At 63.3% G+C, this 18,143-nt stretch carries 13 protein-coding genes and 1 pseudogene; 5 read left to right on the forward strand and 9 right to left on the reverse strand.

What is annotated here, in order from left to right; all coding sequences use genetic code 11:
- Positions 1-12: 12 nt before the first annotated feature.
- The 3 genes and pseudogenes from CCOS865_RS15685 (at position 13) to CCOS865_RS15695 (ending at position 3,924) form a co-directional block, all read left to right on the forward strand.
- Positions 13-1,497, forward strand: coding sequence for an aldehyde dehydrogenase (locus CCOS865_RS15685; protein ID WP_119142413.1), 1,485 nt, complete (start codon positions 13-15; stop codon positions 1,495-1,497).
- 110 nt (positions 1,498-1,607) lie between these two features.
- Positions 1,608-3,002, forward strand: a pseudogene (locus CCOS865_RS15690) (sodium:solute symporter family protein).
- 307 nt (positions 3,003-3,309) lie between these two features.
- Positions 3,310-3,924 (forward strand): helix-turn-helix transcriptional regulator, encoded by a 615-nt coding sequence (locus CCOS865_RS15695; protein WP_119142415.1) that lies wholly within the window; start codon positions 3,310-3,312, stop codon positions 3,922-3,924.
- Between the two features lie 48 nt (positions 3,925-3,972).
- On the opposite strand, the gene CCOS865_RS15700 is transcribed toward CCOS865_RS15695, so the two are convergent.
- Together CCOS865_RS15700 and CCOS865_RS15705 are read right to left on the reverse strand one after the other, a co-directional pair.
- A complete protein-coding gene (locus CCOS865_RS15700) occupies positions 3,973-4,821 on the reverse strand; it encodes a DMT family transporter (RefSeq protein WP_208644539.1) in 849 nt (282 codons plus the stop codon).
- 233 nt (positions 4,822-5,054) lie between these two features.
- Complete coding sequence (locus tag CCOS865_RS15705) at positions 5,055-5,411, reverse strand: RidA family protein (RefSeq protein WP_119142419.1); 357 nt, start codon at positions 5,409-5,411, stop codon at positions 5,055-5,057.
- Positions 5,412-5,651: 240 nt separating this feature from the next.
- Here CCOS865_RS15705 and CCOS865_RS15710 point away from each other — a divergent pair, with 240 nt between their 5' ends.
- Positions 5,652-7,085, forward strand: coding sequence for an amino acid permease (locus CCOS865_RS15710; protein WP_244216126.1), 1,434 nt, complete (start codon positions 5,652-5,654; stop codon positions 7,083-7,085).
- A 39-nt stretch (positions 7,086-7,124) separates the two neighbouring features.
- On the forward strand, positions 7,125-8,246 hold the full coding sequence (locus tag CCOS865_RS15715) for an aminotransferase (protein ID WP_119142423.1): 1,122 nt from the start codon (positions 7,125-7,127) through the stop codon (positions 8,244-8,246).
- Positions 8,247-8,296: 50 nt separating this feature from the next.
- Here the strand turns inward: CCOS865_RS15715 and CCOS865_RS15720 are convergent, their stop codons facing one another.
- The 7 genes from CCOS865_RS15720 to CCOS865_RS15750 all read right to left on the reverse strand — a co-directional run bounded on the left by CCOS865_RS15720 (position 8,297) and on the right by CCOS865_RS15750 (position 18,120).
- Positions 8,297-10,702: a TonB-dependent siderophore receptor gene (locus tag CCOS865_RS15720; RefSeq protein WP_119142425.1), complete on the reverse strand. Its 2,406-nt coding sequence runs from the start codon at positions 10,700-10,702 to the stop codon at positions 8,297-8,299.
- A 341-nt stretch (positions 10,703-11,043) separates the two neighbouring features.
- Complete coding sequence (locus CCOS865_RS15725; protein WP_119142427.1) at positions 11,044-12,504, reverse strand: 3-sulfolactaldehyde dehydrogenase; 1,461 nt, start codon at positions 12,502-12,504, stop codon at positions 11,044-11,046.
- Between the two features lie 23 nt (positions 12,505-12,527).
- Positions 12,528-14,267, reverse strand: coding sequence for a 6-deoxy-6-sulfo-D-gluconate dehydratase (locus tag CCOS865_RS15730; RefSeq protein WP_119142429.1), 1,740 nt, complete (start codon positions 14,265-14,267; stop codon positions 12,528-12,530).
- A gap of 137 nt (positions 14,268-14,404) precedes the next feature.
- Positions 14,405-15,187 carry a sulfoquinovose 1-dehydrogenase gene (locus CCOS865_RS15735; RefSeq protein ID WP_119142431.1) on the reverse strand — a complete coding sequence of 261 codons (783 nt, stop codon included), beginning with the start codon at positions 15,185-15,187 and terminating at the stop codon, positions 14,405-14,407.
- Between the two features lie 34 nt (positions 15,188-15,221).
- Positions 15,222-16,097: a 6-deoxy-6-sulfogluconolactonase gene (locus CCOS865_RS15740; RefSeq protein WP_119142433.1), complete on the reverse strand. Its 876-nt coding sequence runs from the start codon at positions 16,095-16,097 to the stop codon at positions 15,222-15,224.
- Positions 16,090-17,013, reverse strand: coding sequence for an aldose 1-epimerase (locus tag CCOS865_RS15745; protein ID WP_119142435.1), 924 nt, complete (start codon positions 17,011-17,013; stop codon positions 16,090-16,092). The genes CCOS865_RS15740 and CCOS865_RS15745 overlap by 8 nt, the downstream gene beginning before the upstream one ends.
- A gap of 6 nt (positions 17,014-17,019) precedes the next feature.
- On the reverse strand, positions 17,020-18,120 hold the full coding sequence (locus tag CCOS865_RS15750; RefSeq protein ID WP_119142437.1) for a porin: 1,101 nt from the start codon (positions 18,118-18,120) through the stop codon (positions 17,020-17,022).
- Between the last annotated feature and the right edge of the window lie 23 nt (positions 18,121-18,143).

Raw genomic sequence — 18,143 nt, forward strand, 5'->3', positions numbered from 1 at the left:
ATAGGAGTTCCAATGTCGTTAAGTGAATGGCAACGCAAAGCCAGTGCCTTGAAATTCGAAGGCCGTGCATTCGTGAATGGCGAGTACCGTGATGCCGAGGGTGGTCAGCAATTCGCCTGTCACAGCCCGATCGACGGCCGCTTGCTGACCCAGGTCGCCAGCTGCGACCAGGCCGATGTCGAGCTGGCCGTGGCCAGCGCCCGACGCGCCTTCGACAGCGGTGAGTGGAGCCAACTGGCGCCCGCCGAGCGCAAGAAGACCTTGCAGCGCTTCGCCCGCTTGATCGAGGCACATGCCGAAGAGCTCGCGCTCTTGGAAACCCTGGACATGGGCAAGCCGATCAGCGACTCGCTGGCCCTGGACATTCCCGGCTCCTGGGAGTGCATCGACTGGACCGCCGAAGCCATCGACAAGGTCTACGGTGAAATCGCGCCCATCCCCGCCAATCAGCTTGGCCTGATCACCCGCGAAGCGGCAGGCGTGGTCGCCGCTATCGTGCCGTGGAATTTCCCGCTGCAAATGGCCTGCTGGAAGATTGCCCCGGCGTTGGCCATGGGCAACTCGGTGATCCTCAAACCCTCGGAAAAGTCGCCGCTGACCGCCATTCGCATCGCCGCCTTGGCGAAACAGGCGGGCATCCCGGATGGCGTGTTCAACGTGCTGCCAGGCTTCGGTCACAGCGTCGGCAAAGCCCTCTCCCTGCACCCGGATATCGACGTACTGGCGTTCACCGGCTCCACGGGCGTGGCCAAGGTGCTGCTGGAAGCTTCGGGCCAGTCCAACATGAAGCGTGTCTGGCTGGAAGCCGGCGGAAAGAGCCCGCACATCGTCTTCGCCGATGCCGACCTGGACCGTGCCGCCGAGTCCGTCGCCGCCGGTATCGCATTCAACCAGGGCGAGGTGTGTACGGCGGGCTCGCGCTTGCTGGTTGACGCGTCGGTCAAGGATCAGTTGCTGGCCAAGGTCCGGCAGGCACTGGAGGCCTGGCAGCCCGGTCATCCCCTGGACCCGCAGACCCGTGTCGGAGCCATCGTCGATCACCAGCAGATGGAGAAGATCCTCGAGTACGTGCAGATCGGCAAGAACGAAGGCGCGCAGCTGAGCTATGGCGGCGTGCAGACCTTGGCCGAAACGGGCGGCACCTACGTCATGCCGACCATTTTCGACGGCGTCAGCAGTGCGATGCGCATCTCCCGGGAAGAAATTTTCGGCCCGGTACTGAGCGTGCTGACCTTTGCCGATGAACGCGAAGCGATTGCCATGGCCAACGACAGCGAATACGGCCTCGCGGCAGGCCTGTGGACCACCCATCTGGGCCGAGCGCACCGGGTAGCCAAGGCGCTGCGCGCAGGCAGCGTCTGGGTCAACCAGTACGATGTCGGCGACATGACCGCGCCGTTTGGCGGCTTCAAGCAGTCCGGCAACGGCCGCGACAAGTCGCTGCATGCCTTCGACAAATACAGCGAGCTGAAAGCGACCTGGATCAATCTCGAGTAACTGATCCGCGGTCTTTTTCGCCTTCCCACCCCACTGGCCTTCGGGGCGCACATCGCGCCCTGAGGGAGTCACTCGCCTTCGAAACGAAGGCCAGCATCAGGATTACAACAATGACAATCGATCTGATAACGGTAGTGATCTATGCCCTGGCCATGCTCGCCATCGGCTGGTTCGCCATGCACCGGGCCAAGACCCGCGAAGACTATCTGGTGGCCGGACGCAATCTCGGCCCCTCCATGTATGCCGCCACCTTGTCCACGGTGATCCTCGGCGGTGCCTCGACGCTGGGCACCGTACGCCTGGGTTACGTCTACGGCCTTTCAGGGCTGTGGTTCTGCACCATGATGGGCCTGGGCATCATGGTGATCAGCCTGTTTCTGTCCAAGCACCTGCTCAACCTGAAGCTGTTCACCGTGACTGAACTGCTCGAGCGGCGCTACAACCCGGCCGCGCGGTTCAGCAGCTCATTGATCATGGTCGTCTATGCGTTGATGGTGGCCGTGGTCTCGATCGTTGCGACCGCGACCATTCTCAACGGTATTTTCGGCATCGGTTTCTGGATGGGCGTGCTGCTCGGGGGCGGTATCGTCGTCATCTACTCCACCCTCGGCGGCATGTGGTCGATCACCCTGACCGACATCGTCCAGTTCATCATCATGACCGTGGGCATCATGTTCCTGCTGATGCCGCTCTCGATCAACCAGGCAGGCGGCTGGGACGCCATGGTCAGTGCGTTGCCCGAGACGCACTTGTCGATGATCAACATTGGCTGGCCGCTGCTGATCGGTTACTTCCTCAACTACTTCCTCGGCATCATGATTGGCCAGGATATCTGGCAGCGCGTATTCACCGCGCGCAGTGTCGGCGTGGCCAAGTATGCCGGCGCTGCTGCCGGCCTGTATTGCGTGCTGTACGGGATTTGCGGGGCCCTGATCGGGATGGCCGGACGGGTGTTCATCCCGGAACTCGACAACGTCAACGACGCATTCGCCAAGATCGTCCAGGCCAGCCTGCCGGACGGCATCCGTGGCCTGGTGGTGGCTGCGGCCCTCGCCGCCCTGATGTCGACCGCCAGTGCGGCGATGATGGCCGCCGCGTCGACGATTGCTCAGGACATCCTGCCCGCGGTGCGCAAGCAGCCCTCCAGCCTCAACACCAACCGGATCGCAACCCTGGTGGCGGGCCTGGTGACCCTGGCGCTGTCGCTGGTGCTGGACGATGTGTTCAAGCCGCTCACCGTTGCCTACAACCTGCTGGTCGGCTGCATGATGGTGCCGCTGGTAGGGGCGATCTACTGGAAGCGCTCGAGCACCACCGCGGCCCTCGTCAGCATGGGCCTGAGTGCACTGGTCACGTTGTTCTTCCTGTGGTAGGACGGCATGGACGCCAACACGCCGATCTTCTTTGGCCTGGGCACGAGCATCGTCAGTTTCGTATTGATCAGCCTGTGCGCCCGCAGCCCTGAAGCGTCCACGCCTGCTGCCATGAGCCAGCAAGTGCGCTGAGCGCCCCCCACTGCTAACCCGCTGAGCGCAATAAAGGCATGGAGCACATTTGTACTCCATGCCTTTTTTGCGTTGCACTCCCGCTTAGCCGTCGAGGCCGTCAGGGCTGTCAACAACACCGCGACGCGGGGACTGTTGCAGAAACACGCTTGCTCAAGGCAGGTAGAAAGTCCAGTATGGAATTTACGTACATAGCCTGCTCGGCCGCTGGCGTGCTGGGGTGCGCACAGCGACGGACCCTACGCCTGTCGCCTGCACCACCGCAAAACAAACCGTCCCCCCGTCAACAAGGACGTCGCGCGCCTCTATGCCCAGTCTGGATAACTACAAGACCGTTGCCGACAGCATCGCCACCCTGCTTTTCCCGCATGCGGAAGTCATCCTGCATGAGGTGAGCAGCCGCACCGTCGTGCATATCGCGAATAATTTCTCCAAGCGTAAACTCGGCGACGATTCAGCGCTCGATGAGCTCCCTGGCGATATTTCCAGCGTCTCCAGCCTTGGCCCCTACGAGAAGCTCAACTGGAACGGGCAGAACATTCGTTCAATCACCGCCGTCCTCAAAGGCCCCGCTGGCGAAGCGCAATTCCTGTTGTGCATCAACCTCAATTTTTCGGTGCTGGAGCAGGCACGCGCAGCGCTGGATGCGTTTTTCCAGGTGAGCCGCCTCATTCCTCAGCCCGATGCCCTGTTCAAGGATGACTGGCAAGAGCGGATCAACACCTTTCTCCACGCATGGTTAAGGGAACGCCAACTTTCGTTGAATACGTTGAACATGAGACACAAACGGGAATTGGTTGAAGCGCTCTACTACGAAGGTGCTTTTGAAGGGCGAAGCGGCGCCGACTATGTCGCCAATGTGTTGAACATGGGGCGTGCCACCGTTTACAAATACCTCAAGGCCCTGCGCCAACCGGCCTAGCCGCGACGTCGCAGCGACCCGAGAGGGCGGCGTCTATCGCTGCGCGCCTCAGTCCGCGACGGTCATCACGTTCGAGCGCCGACGCCTGGGCAAGCGTAGTTCGCTGATCAGCATCCCCAACACGATCATCAACGCACCGACCATGTTCAATAGCGTGAACCTGTCGCCTGCCAAGAGGTAGCCGAAGCACGCAGCGAAAATCGGCTCACAGACCAACAGCAGTGCCACCTTCTGCGCCGGCAGTACCGCCTGGGCGCGGGTCTGGACGAGGTAGGCCAGCGCCGTGCCGAGCACGGCGATGATCAGCGTGGTGGTGATCGCCGACGGTGTGCCGGGGAGTGAGAACTCACCCGCCGTGACGCTCCAGATCAACGACAACACCCCCACGGTCAAGAGCTGGATGAAGGCAAGCACCAGGGAGGTCGAGCCAAACCGGGTCTTGGCCAGGACAACGATATGCAGCGCGAAGAACACCGCACAGCCGAGGATCAACAGGTCGCCGGCACGGATACTGTCTCCATTCAAACTGAGAAACCCGAGCCCAAGCAACGCCACCACCGCGCCGAGCGCTTGCTTGGCCAATGGCTTTTCAGCGCTGATCAAGAACAGGAACAACGGTGTGAGGACAACCGACAACCCGGTAATGAACCCCGCGTTTGATGGCGTCGTATGGCCCAGCCCACTGGTCTGAAAAGCAAAGGCAATGAACAGCACGACCCCGGCGAGAATGCCCGCCAGCCAGTCCTTGGCAGACAGCCCAGGCAACTTTTTCACGGCGAAGGGTAACAACACGAGCGCGCCAACGATGAAAATACAGGCGTTCAGCGCAGACGCGCTGATGCCATGCAAGGCTTGCTGCTTGGCGACAAAGCTCCACCCCCAGACCGCGGTGATCACGATCAGTGCGGCCGTCCATATTCTGCTGGAATTCACGTAAACCTCTGCTGTTGCTGTGTGGAGCGCGGTGGTGGCGACGGATGATAACCATCGCCCCCTGCAAGTTCTACAGTAGATATTTTATCCACCGCCCTACCCTGGGCCTCTGCGCTGCCCTGGGTAGTGCATCGAACGTCGAAACTGGCTGACCAGCCGCTGCAGCCTCGATGACAGCAATCAACAGCCTCGGCCGATCAGGCCGGCAGTGCCGCAATGATCGAAATCTCGACCAGGATGCCTGGCTCGCACAGCTTGGCCTGCAAGGTGGCGCGCGCCGGGGCGCAGCCCTGCGGCAGCCACTGGTCCCATACGCGGTTCATGCCGGCGAAGTCTGCATCGATGTCCTTGAGGTAGATGGTTGCAGACAGGATGCGCGTCTTGTCTGTGCCCGCCTGGTCGAGCAGGCGCTCGATGTTCTGGAAGGTTTCGCGGGTTTGCTGCTCGACGCCCGCCTCGAAATCATTGGCAACCTCGCCCGACAGATAGACGGTGCCCTGATGTTTCACGATCAGGCTCATGCGGGCATCGGTGTGCAGGCGTTCAATTGTCATCGTGTAAATTCCTTAAGGCATTGATATTTATTAGAAATGTACTGATACGCAGCGCTGGCCCGGGGGCACCCCTGCGTTCGTCAGGAACATTTTTTACCTTTAAATGGAAGGATTGTCCACGGGAGACTTTTAGGCTATAAATGTTTCCACATGTAAGACCATGCGTCCAGGCCGACAGGTAGCGGCCCGGCTGATCGACCTGGCGCCCCACCGCAACAACGCAAGCGTGAGATAAAAACAATGACAAGTCCCCTAGAGCGTCCACCGCGAAAGCATGAATTCCGCAAGGACATGCAGGCGCGTCACCTGGTCATGTTGGCCATCGGCGGCACCATCGGCACTGGGTTGTTCCTGGCGTCCGGCTTCACTGTCAGCCAGGCAGGCCCACTCGGCGCGGTGATTGCCTACGCGGTGGGCGCCATCATGATTTACTGCGTCATGTGCTGCCTCGGCGAGTTGGCGGTGCAGATGCCTGAAACGGGCTCTTTCAGCCACTACGCGACCCGCTACATCGGGCCGGCGACGGGCTACACCGTGGCATGGCTGTACTGGTTGAGCTGGGCCGTGGCGATCGGCTCGGAGCTGCTGGGCGCAGGGGTGTTGCTGGAGCGCTGGTTCCCTGGGGTGCCGGTGTGGTTCTGGGCGGCGCTGCTGGGCGGGGTCATTACCGTGAACAACCTGTTTTCGGTACGTGCGTTCGCCGAAACCGAATTCTGGCTGTCGTTGATCAAGGTCATCACCGTCGTAGTCTTCATCATCGTTGGCGGCCTGGCCGTCAGCGGCGTGATTGCCGGGGCCGATCCGAGCACCACCGGGTTCGCCAACTTCACGCGAGAAGGCTGGTTCCCCACCGGCTTTGGCTCCATCGGGCTGGCGTTGCTCGCCGTCGCATTCGCGTTCGCCGGCACTGAAGTCATCGGTATTGCCGCTGGCGAGACCCAAGACCCACAGCGCAACATTCCTCGCGCCCTGCGCGCCACCGTGCTGCGGCTGGTGCTGTTCTTCATCGGCACGATCCTGGTGATCTGCCTGCTCCTGCCCCGCGAGCAGGCAGGCCTGACTGAAAGCCCGTTCGTGACGGTGTTCAGCCGGATCGGTATTCCTTATGCCGCCGACATCATGAACTTCGTGATCATCACCTCGCTGGTGTCGGCCGCAAACTCGGGGCTGTACGCGGCGGCGAGGATGTTGTGGACCCTGGGCGACCAAGGCCAGCTTCCGCGCATGTTCTCCCGGCTGACCCGCCGTGGCACCCCGGTCAACGCCATCCTGTTCAGCATGGTCGGTGGTATCGCAGCGTTGCTGAGCAGCGTGTGGGCGCCGCAAACCATCTACCTGCTGCTGGTGTCCATCGCAGGTTTTGCCATCGTCGCGGTGTGGATCAGCATCGCCGTCTGCCAGATCCTGTTCCGTCGGGACTTCCTGCGTAACGGCGGCACGCTCGAGCAGCTCAGCTACAAGGTTCGCTGGTACCCATGGGTGCCTATCGTGGCGCTGATCTGTTGTCTCGGCGCCTGCGTCGGTATCGGCTTCGATCCTGAGCAACGCATCGCGTTGTACGTCAGCGTGCCCTTTATTGCCCTGTGTTACGGTGGTTATTACGCCACCCAGCTGTACAAGTCGCGGACCACGCCGGTGCCTGCACTACGTGACGCAAGCGACTCCCTGAACTGACGCTTTCCCTCCCTCCTGATAAAACCATAAGAGCGCACCATGAAGATCAAAGAATTCGGCGTAGAAATCTGGATGAACGCCTACGAAACCAAGTGCAAGTACAACCTGGCCGAGACCTGCGTCGAGTCCATCACCCTCGATCAACTGCTTGAGTTCGCCGGCAAGAAAGACACCATCCTGGCAGAACTGCTGCCGATGAAGATGACCTACGGCGCCATCGAGGGGTCGGATCGCTTGCGCAGCGTCGTCGCCTCGCTCTACGACCAGCAGGCCAACGAGAACGTCATCATCACCCACGGCGCGATCGGCGCGAATGCCCTGGTGCATGAAACCCTGGTCGAGCCGGGCGACCACGTGATTTCGGTTGGGCCGACCTATCAGCAGCACTACTCGATCCCTGAAAGCTACGGTGCCGATGTCTCGATCCTGCGCCTGCGCGAAGAGAATGCGTTCCTGCCAGACCTGGCAGAACTGCGCGCCATGGTCCGCCAGGACACCAAGCTGATCGCCCTGAACAACCCGAACAACCCGACCGGTTCGCTCATGGACCGTGAGTTGCTGGAGCAGATCGTCGAGATCGCACGTTCGGTGGATGCCTGGATCCTCTGTGACGAAGTCTATCGGGGCACTGACCAGGTCGGCAGCGGTTTCACCGTTTCGATCGCTGACCTTTATGAGAAAGGCATCAGCACCGCCAGCATGTCCAAGACCTATTCGCTGGCAGGCTTGCGCCTGGGCTGGATCGTGGCGCCGGTCGAGCTGATCCACGCCGTCTCGATCCACCGTGACTACAACACCATCAGCGTGGGCATGCTCGATGATCACTTCGCCGCCATTGCCCTGGAAAACCGCGACAAGATCCTCGCGCGCAACCACGCCCTGACCCGCACCAACCTGGCCATCCTCGATGCCTGGGTCGCCGCCGAGCCCAAGGTTTCGTACGTCAAGCCCAAAGCCGGCACCACTGCCTTGCTGAAGATCGACGCCGACATGTCCTCGCGTGATTTCTGCGTTCGCCTGCTGGATGCCAAAGGCGTGATGTTCACGCCCGGCAGCGCGCTGGATATCGAAGGCTACGTGCGGATTGGCTATGCCAACAACACCGAAGTGCTGCAGGAAGGCCTGAAGAAGGTCTCGGAGTTCCTGCGCGAAATCCGCTGATCCAATACCAGAAAAGGGGCCTGCGGATATCATCCGCAGGCCCCTTTTTTTTACCAGTTATAACTGACCTTGGCCGTAATCTCGCGGCCCGGGTTGTAATAGTTGGCAGTCCCCGAACCGACCACGTGCTGTTCATCGAACAGGTTGCTGACGTTCACCGCCAGGTCGGTACCCTTGGCGATCTGGTAGTTGAACGCCGCGTCGAACAGCGTGGTGCCCTCGGTTTTCTTGGTGTTGGCGGCATCCATGTAATACGCGCCGACGTAGCGCGCACCCAGGCCAACGCTGACGTCAGTGCCCGGTACGCTGTAGTAGCTCCACAACGACGCGGTGTGGTTCGGCGCCGTGGTGAACTCATTACCCTTGAGCGAGCTGCCGTCATACAACGTGCCGCGAATGACGTCGGACTTCATATACGAATAGCCGCCGATCAGGCTGAGGTTCTGGGTCACCTGCGCCTTGGCCTCCAGGTCGAGGCCGCGGGCCCGCGACTCGCCCACGGTCTGCTGCTCGATGATGCCGCTCGGCAGTACCACGGCGATGCTGACGTTTTCCTGGGTCAGGTCGTACACCGAGGCCGAGAACAGGGCATCCATCCCCATCGGTGCATACTTGACGCCCACTTCGTACTGCCTGCCGGTCTGCGGCGTCACGCCGACCTGGGGCGGCGAGACGGACTCCACCATGCTCACATAGGTCGACACCTCATCGGAGACGATGTAGGTCAGCGCCCCGCGGTAGGAGGTTGCGGAGAAGTGGTCCTTGTCATCGATCTGCACCGGGCTGGAGAACAGGTTGTAGCCCTTGCTGGTCAGGTCCATCGAGTCGTTGCGCACGCCGGCGGTGACGATGTAGCGCTCGAAGAACGACAGGTTCTGCTGGAGGAACACGGCCTTGGTCGAGACGTCGTTCTTCTTCTCGGTATACGGGGCGAGCGTGCCGGGAACGCCGGTGAATACCGGGTTGGCAATGTCGATCGAGGACACCAGGTCGTAGACCGAGCTTTCCTTGGTCGAGGAGTCGAGGTACTCCACGCCGACCAGGGTGCTGCTGTCGATGTGCTCGAAGCGCGCATCGTATTGCAGCATCAGGTTGCCGTTGAACTGGTTGGCGTCGCTTTCCGTACCCAGCAGGTAGCGAGGGATGGTGGTGCCGACACGTGAAGCGGAATCGCTCAGGTAGACGTAGCCATAGTCATCCGTCAGCTCGCTGTAGCGCAGGTTGCTGCGCAGCACGAAGCCGTTGTCGAAATCATGGGTGATGTTGCCGCTGAGGCTGGTGCGCTCGACATCGTGATAGTTGTAGCTGGGCTCACCATAGAAGTCGCTGCGGTCGTATTCCTTGTCCAGCGGATAGCCGCCGCTGTTGGGCGAGCTGTTGCTCTTGAGGTAATCCAGGATCACCGTGGCGGAGGTGTAGTCGGTGGGCGCCCAGGTCAGGCCGCCCATGATGAAGCGGTCGTCGTCCTGCGAGTGCTCGTACTCGCGGTCGCTGTTCTGCAGCTTGGCCGTCAGGCGGCCAGCCACGGTCTGGTTGTCGTTCAGCGCATCGCCGACGTCGATGCCGGTTTCGCGGTGGTTGTACGAGCCGTAGGTCACGTAGCCCTGGCCGAACTGCTCGAAGCGCGGCTGCTTGGTCACGAAGTTCACCGAGCCACCCGGGTCTGCCGGGCCGAACAGCGTGGAGTTGGCACCGCGCAGGATCTCGATGCGCTCATAGGCAAACGGGTCTTCGCGCACACCGCGCATCGAGCTCAGGGTCAGGCCGTCGCGGTAGGTGGTGGCCTGGAAGCCGCGGATCTGGAAGTAGTCGTTGCGGTCGTCCGAGCCATAAAAGTCGCTGACCACACCCGGGGTGTACTGCAGCGCCTCTTCGGTGGTGCTGACGCTGCGTTGCTCGAGCTCCTTGCGGGTCACCACGGACACGGAAGCGGGCGTGTTGAGGATGCTGGTCGCCACCTTGCCGCCGACCCAGAGCTCTTGGGCGACCACCGACTGGGTGTCGTCGCCGGCATTGACCTTGACCTTGGCATTGATGATCAGCGGTGCGAGGCGGTAGTCCTCGGTCGCCCCGATTTCGAGCGGGCCGTCAGGCTTTTTCAGCGGGACCAGCAAGAAAGCCGCCGGGCTTTGCTGCTCGACCTGCAAATCGCTCCCCTGCACCAGCGAGGCCAATGCCGTCGGGGTGTCGAACGTCCCGTTCACGCCGCGCGTCGTGCGGTTTTCCACGCTCGACGCCTCGAAGGACAGGCTGATGCCGGCCTCACGTGCAAAGCGGTCGAGCGCCGGCGCCAGCGCCCCGGCGGGAATGCTCCATTGCTGGACGTGGCTGCTGTGTTCGGCAGGCGAAGGCTGCGCCAGTGACGGCAGCGCATGGCTGCTGACAACCAAGCCGAGGACGGCAGCGTGAACCGCACGGCTCAATGGACGACGTTGTGAAACGGGGGACCCACTCATGTTTCGCTCCTTGGAAGGGAATCGGCAAACTGGCCTGTATTCCGGCCTTATTCACAGGCCGAGCGAGAATCGGAAACTACCTCATTTATTTTTAGAGTTATGAAAACCCAGCGGCCGCAACCGTTTCCGGGGTCGTGACAATGCCGGCCTCTTCGCGGGCAAGCCCGCTCCTACAAGGACCACGCCGTTCATGCGGACTACGCCCACCTGTAGGAGCTGGCTCGCCTGCGATGGGCTGCGCAGCAGCCCCCAGCGCCAGAAAAAGCACCGCCACATTGGAAAATGAAAAATCCACTCAATGCTGCGCACGCTTCTCAGGCTGATCCGCAAGCTGCCGTACTTCAGCGGTCGACGCCGCCCAGGCAGACGTACTTGATCTCCAGGTAGTCTTCGATGCCATAACGCGAGCCTTCGCGGCCAAGGCCCGATTGCTTGACCCCGCCAAACGGCGCCATCTCGTTGGCGATCGCCGCCGTGTTGACCCCCACCATGCCGTATTCCAGGTCTTCGCTGACGCGCAGTACCCGGCCGATATCGCGGGTATAGAAGTAGCTGGCCAGGCCAAACTCGGTGGCATTGGCCCACTCGACCACCTGCGTTTCACTGCTGAAGCGGAACAGGGGCGCCAGCGGGCCGAAGGTTTCCTCGTGGGCGACCTTCATCTGCGCCGTGACCTCGGTGAGCACGGTTGGCTCGAAGAAGCTGCCACCCAGCGCGTGGCGTTGGCCGCCGGCAATCAGCCGGGCGCCTTTTTCCAGGGCATCGCTGATGTGCTCCTCGACCTTGCGCACCGCCGCTTCGTCGATCATCGGCCCTTGGGTCACGCCAGCCTCGGCGCCGTTGCCAAGCGCCAAGGCACGGGCGGCGCTGGCGAGCTTCTCGGCGAACTGGTCGTAGATACCGTCCTGCACATAGATGCGGTTGGCGCAGACGCAGGTCTGCCCGGCGTTGCGGAACTTCGACAGCATCGCGCCTTCCACGGCCAGGTCGAGGTCGGCGTCATCGAAGACAATGAACGGCGCGTTGCCGCCCAGCTCCATCGAGACCTTCTTGACGGTGTCTGCACACTGGGCGATCAGCAGCTTGCCCACCGGGGTGGAGCCGGTGAAGCTGAACTTGCGCACCAGCGGGTGGCCGGTCAGCACGCTGCCGATCTGCGTGGCGCTGCCGGTGACCACGCTGAACACGCCGGCCGGGATGCCGGCGCGCTCGGCCAGTGCCGCCAGGGCCAGCGCCGACAGCGGGGTCTGGCTGGCCGGGCGGAGCACCATCGGGCAACCCGCGGCGAGTGCCGGGGCGACCTTGCGGGTGATCATCGCGTGGGGGAAGTTCCACGGCGTGATGGCCGCTGCGACACCAATCGGCTCCTTGGTGACCATGATGCGTTTGTCGGCCGAAGGCTGCGGGACCGTGTCGCCGTAGACGCGCTTGGCTTCTTCGGCGAACCACTGCACGAACGACATGCCGTTGCTCAGTTCACCGCGGGCTTCTGCCAGCGGCTTGCCTTGCTCGGCAGTGAGCAAGCGGGCGAGATCTTCCAGGTGCTCGAGCATCAGGGCATACCAGCGCTGCAACAGCTCGGCGCGGGCTTTGGCGGTCTGGCGCTTCCACTGTTTGAAGGCGCGGTGCGCGGCGAGCACCGCGCGTTCTGCTTCGGCGGCGCCCATCTGCGGGATGTGCGCGAGCGTTTCACCGGTGGCCGGGTTGGTCACGGCAAAGGTTTCGCCAGAGTCGGCGCTGACCCACTGGCCGTCGATAAACGCGTGTTGTTTGAGCAATGAGGGATCGTTGAGTACGAGCATCAGTCCGGTGTCCAAGGCAAGGGTCAGTGAATGGGTGGCTCGGGCACGGCTTCGCCGGCCTGCAGGAAATCGAAGTCGCAGCCTTCGTTGGCCTGGGTGACATGCTGCTGGTAGAGGGCCGCGAATGAGCGGCCGTAGACCTTGTGCTGGGGCGTGTGCGCGGCACGGCGCAGGGCCAGCTCGTCATCGCTGACACGCATGTTCAGCGTGCCGGCAGCGACGTCCAGGTCGATGATGTCGCCAGTGCGCACCAGTGCCAGCGGCCCGCCGACAGCGGCTTCGGGCGCCACGTGAAGCACGCAGCTGCCATAGTGGGTGCCGCTCATGCGCGAGTCGGAGATGCGCAGCAAGTCGCGCACACCCGCCTCGAGCAAGCGTTTGGGAATCGGCAGGTTGCCCCACTCAGGCATGCCCGGCGCCCCGACCGGCCCGGCGTTGCGCAGGATCAGCACGGTGTCGGCGGTGACCTCCAGGGCCGGGTCGTCGATCATCCGGCTGAGGGTTTCGTGGTCATCGAATACCAGCGCCGGGCCACTGTGGCGGCGCAGCCGAGGGTCGGCGGCGGAAGACTTCATCACCGCGCCGTCGGGGCACAGGTTGCCGCGCAACAGGGCCAGCGTCGCACCTTGCTCGAGGCTGACCACCGGGTTGTCGAGCGGGCGAATGATGTCGTCGTCATAACACGGCGCATCGGCGAGCAGGCTGTCCCAGCTCTGGCCGGTCGCACCCTGGCAGTCGAGGTGCAGGTGCGGGGTGATCTTGCGCATCAGCGCGCGCAGGCCACCGGCGAAGTGGTAGTCCTCCATCAGCGCCGTGCCGGACGGGAACAGGTTGAGCAGCACCGGGATCTGCGCGGCGGCCGCGGCCAGCGTATCCAGGGTCAGGTCGATGCCGGCGCGGCGGGCGATGGCGATCAGGTGGATCGCCGCGTTGGTCGAGCCGCCCATGGCCATGTACACCGCCACGCCATTGGCGACGTGCCGGTCGGTGAACCAGGTCGAGGGGCGCCGGTCACGCCAGACCAGGTCGACGATGGTCGAGCCACACTGCGAGGCCATGCGCGGGTGGGCGCCGTCAGCCGCAGGAATGCTCGAGGCGCCGGGCAAGGTGAAGCCCATGGCGTCGGCGATGCTGGTCATGGTCGAGGCGGTGCCGACGGTATTGCAGGTGCCGATCGAACGGGTCATGGCGCCTTCCAGCTCCTCCCAGGCGACGGTGTCGATCAGGCCCAGGCGGCGCTCGTCCCAGTACTTCTTGGTGTGGGTGCCGGCGCCGGTCTTGACCCCGCGCCACTGGCCGTTGGACATCGGCCCTGCAGGGCAATAGAGCACCGGCAAGTCCATGCTCAGCGCCCCCATCAGCAGCCCCGGGGTGGATTTGTCGCAGCCGCCCAGCAACACGGCGCCATCGATCGGCAACGAGCGCAGCAGCTCTTCGGTTTCCATGGCCAAGAGGTTGCGGTAGAGCATGGTGGTCGGCTTGACCATCACCTCCCCCACCGACTGCACCGGCAGTTCCACCGGGAAGCCGCCTGCGGCCCAGACACCGCGCTTGACCGCTTCGGCGCGCTCACGCAGGTGCGAATGGCAGGGCGACATCTCGCTCCAGGTATTGAGGATGGCGATCACCGGCTTGCCCATGAACTCCTCGCGGCGCAGGCCGATCTGCTGCAGGCGCTGACGGTGGGCAAAGGCACGGATGGTGTCGGGGGCGAACCATCGCTGGCTGCGCAGTTGGTCGATATTCTTGTGCTTGTCGGACATGAGCTGAGCCTTGATCAATGTGCGCGACGGTAAAATCGTAGCGCTGCGAAATTGCCATGAAGCGAGCATACTCAGATCGTTTTCGCAGCGCTACGATTTTTTTCGTCGAACGGTGTCGTGGTGTTTCGCAAGCGGCCTTACTGGATCGACAAGCCTGCGTCGACCACAAAGTTCTGCCCGGTACAGCCACGGCTGTCATCGCTGGCCAGGAACAGCGCCAAGCGTGCGCAGTCACCGGCGTCCAGGCGGAACTTGAGCATCTGCTGGTCGATGAATACCTGGCTGGCCGCCGCCAGGCCGGCCGGGTCGGCGGCCCACATGGCGTCCTGGCGTTCGGTGCGGATGGCGCCCGGGACCAGGCTGTTGACGCGGATGCCCTGCTCGCCCAACTCGCGCGCCAAGGTGCGGGTCAGGCCATTGAGCGCCGCCTTGGCGGTGGTGTAGCAGGCCATGCCCGGGCGGCCGCGCATCCACGAGATCGAGCCCAGGTTGATGATCACCCCGGCGCCGCGCAGGGCCATGCCCGGGGCCACCGCCTGGGCGGCAAAGAACGCATGGCGCAGGTTGGTCTGCATGCGCTCATCCCAATACGCCACGCTGACATCGGCCAGGCGGTGACGGTCATCACGCGCGGCGTTGTTGATCAGCACATCGACACGGCCCCAGGTCTGCTCGACGTCTGCCACGCAGGCCTGCAAGCGCTCGATGTCACGCACATCGCAGTGCCGGAACAGCACCTGGCTGCCCAGCTCGCGGGCCAGCGCCTGCCCGCCTTCGGCATCGAGGTCGATGAAGGCCACGCGGCTGCCCTGGCCGACAAAGGCTTCGACAAAGGCGCGGCCGATGCCGGAGGCGCCGCCACTGATGAAGATCACCTTGTCGGCGAGGCTCGGGTACTGGGTATCGGTATGACGGTTCATGGTGCTGGGTACCTCGTGAATGCGTTGGAATAGGTCAGCCGGCGAACAGCGGTTCGGCGCAGCCCGGCACGTTGACCCGGGTGGCGAACACGCAGCCGGACAGCGGCCAGGTGGCCAGCTCCTCGGCGCTGCGGTGCTCCCGCGAGCTGGTGATGTACAGCGTGCGCAGGTCGTGGCCGCCAAACGCGACCATGGTCGGCCAGCGCGTCGGCACCTGGATTTCCTCCAGCACCTGGCCGTCCGGGCTCATGCGCAGTACCCGGCCGCCATCGAACTGTGCGCTCCAGTAGCAACCGGCGCTGTCGAACGCGGCGCCATCGGGGCGCCCGCCGCTACCCCGGGCGAATTCGCGCAGCAGTTGCCGCGGCCCGGGCTGACCGTCAGCGTCCAGCGGGTAGCGGTACAGCACGTGGTTGGGGGTATCGCTGTGGTAGACCCAGGCGCGGTCAGGGCTGAAGGCCAGGCCGTTGGAGACCATCACATCACCCGCCATGACCTCTGCGCGGTGCTGCGCGTCGACCCGCACCAGTTGCCCGCCGTTGCGGTCGCGCGGTTGCCACAGCGTGCCGGCCCAGAAGCGCCCCCACGGGTCGACACGGCCGTCGTTGAAGCGGCTGTGCTCGGCGCCGCTGGGGTTCTCGGCCAGGCGTTCGCCCAACTGCCCTTCGGCATCCAGCAGGTAGATGCCGGTGCGCAGGGCGACGATGAAACCGCCCTGTTCACGCAGGCCGAAACAGCCGAGCTCTTCGGGTAATTGCAAGGTACTGACACTGCCGTCGCGCGGGTCGAGGCGGTGTAGCTGACCGGCGAGGATATCCGCCCAGTAAAGGGCCTGTTCACGCACTGACCAGACCGGGCATTCGCCGAGTTCCGAGGGTTGCCAGACCACACAGGTCAGGGATTCATTCATGCAGGTTCTCCTGGTGCGCGCTGCTGGGCAGCAAGCGCAACTCACGTTCCGTCGACGCGCCCGGCTCCAGCCAGACCAGCCCGTGCGCGCTGGGCGTCGAAAAATTGATGGCGTTGTTCAGATGACTGACCGGCTCGACGGCGATGAAGTCTGCCGGCGCTGGCGGCGTGAACACCACCAGGTGTTCCAGCCCCGGCCCGGCCTCCATGCGCAGGCTGATGCCGGCGTGCGGCCAGTGCAGATGGGCCTGTGCGTCCCAGCCGGCGAAGCAGTTGTCCAGCCCCACCGCGCCAACCGGCCTGGGCGTGCTGAAGTCCCATTGTTCTGGCACCGCTGTGCACTCGTTCGGCAGGCCGTCCGCGCCGCTGCGCCAGACCTGCGCGGCGCTGAAACCCAGCTGCAGTTCACCCTGGCGTTCGAAGTAAGGGTGCCAGCCGAGGCCCGCCGGCATCGGCTGGGTGCCGAGGTTGGTAATCCCAAGATTCAGGTGCAGGCCCTGCTCACTCAAGCGCATGCACTGCCAGGCAACGAAATCCCACGGCCAGTCCTCGGCGTCAGGCCCTTGCGCACGGTGCCGCACGCTCAACCTGCAACTCTGCGGAGCATGCGCATCCACCTGCCAGGCGCGCTGCCAGCCCAGGCCATGCAGCGGGTGTGGGTGGTCGCCGAAATTACCGCGCAGTTGCCGAACCTGCCCATTGGCAGCAAAACGCCCGTGGGCGATGCGGTTCGAATAGGGCAGCAACGGATAGCAGGCGCTGCGCCGCACAGTGTCGCTGCCGTCCCAGGGGCGCAGCAGCTCGAAGCGCCCCAGGCGCAGGTAACCCAGGGCGCCACCCAGGCTCGGCAACACGCCGGCACTCAGTGCGCCGCAGGTCAGTTTGAGCATAGGGTGCAAGGCGTGGTTCAGGTGCATCAAGGTTCAGAAACTCCAGCGAATACCCAGGGTACCCGCCCATGGGTCATAGCCCGCCGCGACACTGGGGTAGTCCTCGCTGAGCAGTGAGAACCCCTGGGTGGAATGCGGGTTGTTGTTGATGTGCGAGACATAGGTGTAGAGCTGGGTATTGGGGTTGAACGAATAGATGTAACCGGCATGTGCCGCCCAGGCCCGGGCGCCTTGCGCCTCGATGCGGTGGGACAGGCCGAAAGTCAGGTCATTGTGCTCATCGAGGACGATCCTCGCATTGACCATCTTCGCCGAGGCAAACCAGCGGGCTTCGGTATCGCGCTTGGAATACACGTAGTTGGCCCCCCAGATCACCCCACCCCACTGGTAGTTGCCCGACACCACATGGGTGGTCTGGTTGTACAGCTCCGAGCTGGTTTCAGTGGGGGCAGAATCATGGTGGTTGTAGCCATAGCCGAGCTTGGTGAAGCCATTGCGGTAACGCACGTTGAAGCCGCTGCTGCGGTTCTGGTTGGGGCCGTGCTCGATGCTGGAATTGCCGTACGAATAGCCCACTTCGGTGGAGAAGCCGTTCACTTCAGGCGAACGGTAGCGCACGGTGGTGTCGTAGAAACCGCCGGTACCGCTTTTACCCAGCGTCGTGGTGTGCTCCAGGCTCATGATCGCCGCCATGTTCGACAAGCCATACAGGGCCACGTCCGAATCGAGGAACACCCAGTAGATCGGCATGTACAGGCTGCCCATGGCCACCGAGCCGAACGGGCCGCTGACACCCGCGCCATAGCCACGGTTGGTCGACACCTGGCCGCCCTTCCACAGCCGGCGCAACACCAGGCCGCGCTCGCCGAAGGCCTGCAGCGCATAGCCGCTGTCGCCCAGGGCGTAGTCCAGCTTGACGCCGAAACGCGACGCCTGCAGGTTGCCGTCCGAGACCATGGTGTGGGCCGGTGCGCGGTTGCTGAAGTCGCCCGTCTGCACGTTCAGGTCGAGGATGCCGTAGGGGTTGATGCTGAGGTTACCGGTTTTCCACACGATCGGTTGGGCATGCGCCGGCAGCGCGAAAGCGCTGGCCAGCAAGGTGAAGCAAAGGACACGTTGTTTGTTGTTATTCATGTCGGCAGCGCTCTTTCATGGCC

The organism is Pseudomonas reidholzensis (genome assembly GCF_900536025.1).
In the GTDB taxonomy this organism is placed as follows: domain Bacteria; phylum Pseudomonadota; class Gammaproteobacteria; order Pseudomonadales; family Pseudomonadaceae; genus Aquipseudomonas; species Aquipseudomonas reidholzensis.

Coding starts and splice junctions, on each gene's coding strand:
- CCOS865_RS15730 (WP_119142429.1), bottom strand. CDS start 14,267: ATGTCCGACAAGCACAAGAATATCGACCAACTGCGCAGCCAGCGATGG.
- CCOS865_RS15740 (WP_119142433.1), bottom strand. CDS start 16,097: ATGAATGAATCCCTGACCTGTGTGGTCTGGCAACCCTCGGAACTCGGC.
- CCOS865_RS15750 (WP_119142437.1), bottom strand. CDS start 18,120: ATGAATAACAACAAACAACGTGTCCTTTGCTTCACCTTGCTGGCCAGC.
- CCOS865_RS15735 (WP_119142431.1), bottom strand. CDS start 15,187: ATGAACCGTCATACCGATACCCAGTACCCGAGCCTCGCCGACAAGGTG.
- CCOS865_RS15685 (WP_119142413.1), top strand. CDS start 13: ATGTCGTTAAGTGAATGGCAACGCAAAGCCAGTGCCTTGAAATTCGAA.
- CCOS865_RS15725 (WP_119142427.1), bottom strand. CDS start 12,504: ATGCTCGTACTCAACGATCCCTCATTGCTCAAACAACACGCGTTTATC.
- CCOS865_RS15705 (WP_119142419.1), bottom strand. CDS start 5,411: ATGACAATTGAACGCCTGCACACCGATGCCCGCATGAGCCTGATCGTG.
- CCOS865_RS15715 (WP_119142423.1), top strand. CDS start 7,125: ATGAAGATCAAAGAATTCGGCGTAGAAATCTGGATGAACGCCTACGAA.
- CCOS865_RS15695 (WP_119142415.1), top strand. CDS start 3,310: ATGCCCAGTCTGGATAACTACAAGACCGTTGCCGACAGCATCGCCACC.
- CCOS865_RS15745 (WP_119142435.1), bottom strand. CDS start 17,013: ATGCACCTGAACCACGCCTTGCACCCTATGCTCAAACTGACCTGCGGC.
- CCOS865_RS15710 (WP_244216126.1), top strand. CDS start 5,652: ATGACAAGTCCCCTAGAGCGTCCACCGCGAAAGCATGAATTCCGCAAG.
- CCOS865_RS15720 (WP_119142425.1), bottom strand. CDS start 10,702: ATGAGTGGGTCCCCCGTTTCACAACGTCGTCCATTGAGCCGTGCGGTT.